Consider the following 3,929-nt stretch of genomic DNA (forward strand, 5'->3'; position numbering starts at 1 on the left):
GTTATGTACCAGTCATTACTAGGGCGTGTCATCAATTAAGCCAAATGACAGAAGCTGCTAGATAAATTGCACCTAAAAAGTTTGCAGCGCTGTAAAAGAGAAAATTTCAGTATACTGATTGCGATCGCTTATTTTAATTGAATATGACGACACTTGCTCGCTAGGGGTAAAACTGAAACTAGCGCGCCCCTTTGCAAGGGGCACGCTAGCATGGGTAAGGTACTTTGGCTATTGGTAATTGAGCAGACTGGATATTACCTTTTACCTTTTACCTTTTAGACGCGAAATTTCAAGTCTCTATTCGTCGTCGAAATCATCTTCGTCGTCTTCCTCTTCTTCCTCGTAATCGTCGTCATCTACTACTTCGTCAGCAATTAGTTCATCTTCTTCATCTAGAATTGACCTTTCTGCACGTCTGCTGCCAAAGCCAGATTCCCCAAGAGTAGGAGAATCTAAATTATAGGTGCGAGCTGTGCGATCGTCTAAGACCATATCTAGGGGATCGTCAACTTCATCTAACACGCTACTGGTAATTTCAGCAGCATAGTCATCGATCGCTCCTGGTTCTTCATAAGTATTGTATCCAGTACCCGCCGGAATCAATCGCCCGATAATCACGTTTTCTTTTAATCCGCGCAGCCAGTCAGATTTGCCTTCGATAGCTGCTTCGGTGAGTACCCGTGTTGTCTCTTGGAAGGAAGCGGCGGAAATAAAGCTATCGGTGTTCAACGATGCTTTAGTAATCCCCAATAATACTGGAGTATACTGTGCCCTAGCACCGCCTGTAATCGCCATAGCTTCGTTCACCTGCTCAACTTGACGCAGTTCCACCAATTCGCCGGGAAGCATTGTGGTGTCACCACCATCATCAATCCTGACTTTGTTGGTCATCTGGCGAACAATCACTTCAATGTGCTTATCGGAAATATCAATCCCTTGAGACTGATACACCATTTGCACTTCATTCACCAAGAAGGTTTGTACCTTTTGCAAGGCAAGGCTAGCACAAGCATAGATTCCATCTTCGGAACCCAAGCTAAAGAAGATTTCCAAAATTTCGTGGGGGTTGGATGGGCCATCAGTTAACGGTTGTCCCGCTAATACCATTGAGCCATCTGGCACAATCAAATTTTGTCCAGGCCCCAGAGGATAATCTGTCACCACGCCATTTGATTCTACGACCTTGATGGCGATCGCTTCATCACCATCACCGTAAACTACCTTAACTTCTCCGCCCCGCCGACATAAGATGCACGCTTCTTTCGGTTTACGAGCTTCAAGTAGTTCCTCAATCCGGGGCAAACCTTGAATAATATCTCCGGTTTTGGCGCGTTCAAACACCAGCAACACCAAGTTATCACCCCGTTGTACCAAATCGCCGTCTTCTATCTGCAACACAGCACCAGGGCTGACTCGATAAGGGCGACCGATACGGGTAGTAATAACGTAGTTTTTAGTACTCAAAGCTGATTCTCCACCAGATGCAGCAGCGACGCTTTTAATATCGACTACTTGTCCTGATTCTGGGGCAAAAACTCCAGGAGCAACTTCTGTACCTTCTACTAGCAAGTCACCCACTTTTACCTTTGGCTGAGTACTAGTATTAATCGGAAGTCTGTCAGCGTCGCGCAACACCAAACAGCGACGCACGTTTTCGGTTCCTTTTTGAACACCTCGTACTTCCCCGCCTTCTTTACACAAAATTTGGGTACGTGCGACTACAGAACCTGGGGCGATGGTTAGCCCATCGTGTACCTCAAGTGTCGTCTGGGTGCTACCTTGGGTGGCATCGGCGGTAATATCTCTACGAATTACCAAGGATTCCAAAATCACTAGTTGTAAACGTTGCACTTCTGGATCTTCGGTATCCTCTACTAATTCAATATCTGCTGCCAAGGGTGAAGCATTATGGTCTTGTTCCCCTTCTTGCTCAATTTCCAGCACTAGCTGGGTTCGCAGCAGTTCCACGCCTTCAACAGATTTGACGCGTTCTGAATCTTTATAAGGTAGTCGCTGCACCGCTCTTAATTGAATCGATCGCCCGGTTTGTTGACTTACAGATGTAGTTGATGGCACATCTGGATTATCTGGTACAGCAAACTCAACTACTGGACGACTCAACAGGGCAGGGCCTTCTGGTGTCTCTACATACTGGATATAACGCAATTCTGTGGCGACATTGCCTTGGAATTCCTCACCTGGTTGGATGAAGGTGTTATCTCGCCCGATAACTGATTCGGGATCGTCCACCATCAGCAGTTCCCCTGGCTTCACCACTACTTCCCGCAGGATGTCGTTTTTCTGGGTCACTTCTACCACACCACTGTTTTGGCAGAAGATATCTTTCACTACCTCGGTGCCAGCTTCGACAAACTGACCGTCTTCTACCAACAGCAAGGAGATATCTTTATTAACTTCGTGGCTTTCTTCGGGAATCCACAAAAGGGTACCGCCCTGCACAACTTCATAACCTAGCTTGGCTTTGCCTTTTTTCTGGACTTCTACACCAGCAAATTTCAGGAAACCACCAGTGGTTGTGCGATAGCGGTCATCAATTAACTCGGCTACCACTTGACCATTTTGCACTTTTGTGCCTGGTGTAGCCCGGAGATTAAATACCTGGTTGTTGCCAGTGGAGACTAAGTAGTTATTGCGACCTTGGGAACTTTGGACTGTCACGGTTGCCTGGTCTAAGACCACAGAAGCGGTGATAATTTCAATTTCCCTAGTACTCTTACCTGGAGTAGCTTCTGGCAAACGCACTACACCACCGTGCAAACTAGTTAACTTGGTTTCTGCTAAAACTCCATTAGAGGCGATCGCATCACCATTTTTCACCACCAATTCTGCACCAGGCGGCAAGTTGTAAACTTCCCCAGACAAAATCCAAATCAAACCACCGCGTGCGGCTGTGGTTGTGGTATTACCTTGACGGTCAGTTTTTTGCTCTGGAACAACTTCGGCAAATTGCACTTCCCCTGCTAAATCAGAGGCGACATCTTTAACTGCTTTTTCTGTATTAGTCCGAGTTGTACGTCCACCGAGGGCAACCTCTGCCAACAATTGACCTTGTTTTACCTTATTTCCGTCAAATACGTATAGTGTCGAACCTTGGGTAAGATGAACTTCCTGATTCTCTGGGGTAACATCACCTACTTTTGTTGGCTCCAAAAGCATGATGCCATTAGCCTCAACATAAAGGGCATCTTCCCCGTGGCGGGTACGATATGTTCTGGTCTTCAGTTTTCGCGGAAGCTTGACAGTCCCATCAATTTTGGAACGAACTTGTTGCGCCACTTCTCCGGTAAATACACCACCAGTGTGGAATGTGCGCATGGTTAGCTGGGTTCCAGGTTCGCCGATACTCTGGGCGGCAATAATCCCCACAGCTTCACCCAAATCTACCATCTTGGCGTGGGCCAAACTCCAGCCATAGCAGTGTTGACAGACAGAACGTGCGGCTTCACAAGTTAGTGGCGATCGCACCACAACTTCTCCCACCCCAGATTTTTCAATTTTCTTCGCCAAATCCTCCGAAATTGGGGAATTGCGTGCTGCAATAACTTCTTTTGTTACCGGATGCACGACATCTTCGCCAATTACCCGTCCCATTAAGCGGGTTCCCAGAGGAATCAAGGTTTTGGCACCTTCTGTCATTGGTCGAATCGCCAGACCTCTAGTGGTGCCGCAGTCAAATTCCCGAATAATTACATCTTGGGATACATCTACCAAGCGGCGGGTGAGATAACCAGAGTCAGCCGTCCGCAAGGCAGTATCCACCAATCCTTTTCTGGCACCGTAAGACGAAATAATGTATTCCGTTACAGTGAGTCCTTCACGGAAGTTGGTTTTGATGGGCAAATCGATAATTTCCCCTTGAGGATCTGCCATCAATCCCCGCATCCCCACCAATTACCGCACTTGAGAGA

The 3,929-nt window shown here is 47.1% G+C and carries 1 pseudogene; it reads right to left on the reverse strand.

The annotated features are described in order from the left end of the window. Positions 1 to 297: 297 nt before the first annotated feature. Positions 298 to 3,912: pseudogene (locus tag IQ229_RS16840) on the reverse strand (DNA-directed RNA polymerase subunit beta''); the annotation flags it as partial. Between the last annotated feature and the right edge of the window lie 17 nt (positions 3,913 to 3,929).

The sequence above is a fragment of the Nostoc cf. edaphicum LEGE 07299 genome, assembly GCF_015207245.1.
GTDB lineage: Bacteria > Cyanobacteriota > Cyanobacteriia > Cyanobacteriales > Nostocaceae > Nostoc > Nostoc edaphicum_B.